Here is a 577-nt window from a genome sequence, read left to right on the forward strand (position 1 = left end):
CGCCTGCGGCGGGCACTACGTACGCGGTGAGGCGCTTGTCACCCGGAGTGTCCTCACGCACCACCACCGCACTCTGCGCGACCAGCACGTGATCCGCCAGCACCGCCTCGACCTCACCCGGCTCGATACGGAAACCCCGCACCTTCACCTGACCATCGGCACGCCCCACGAACTCCAGAACCCCGTCCGCAGACCACCGCACCACATCACCGGTCCGATACATCCGCGAACCCGCCACCACCGCGAACGGATCCGCAACGAACCGCTCCGCCGTCAAACCAGCACGACGCACATACCCCCGAGCCACACCCGAACCACCGATATACAGCTCACCCGCCACACCCACCGGCACCGGAGACAAACCCGCATCCAGCACATACACCCGCGTGTTGTCCATCGGCCGACCGATCGGCACCGACCCACCCACAACCGCACCCACCGGAACCTCGTACTGCGTCGCACACAAGGTGATCTCCGTCGGCCCGTACAACACCCGCACCACCGTGCCCGGACACGCCTCCACCACCCGCCGCACCGCCACCGGCGACACCACATCACCACCCGTCAACACCTCACG

General features: G+C 67.2%; 1 protein-coding gene. It reads right to left on the bottom strand.

Features of this window, described 5'->3' with window-relative positions:
- Nucleotides 1–577 (bottom strand): AMP-binding protein (locus ADK52_RS09120; RefSeq protein WP_159045882.1); only part of this gene is annotated, 577 nt, incomplete at both ends.

It is taken from the genome of Streptomyces sp. WM6372 (assembly GCF_001279655.1).
Classification (GTDB): Bacteria; Actinomycetota; Actinomycetes; order Streptomycetales; family Streptomycetaceae; genus Streptomyces.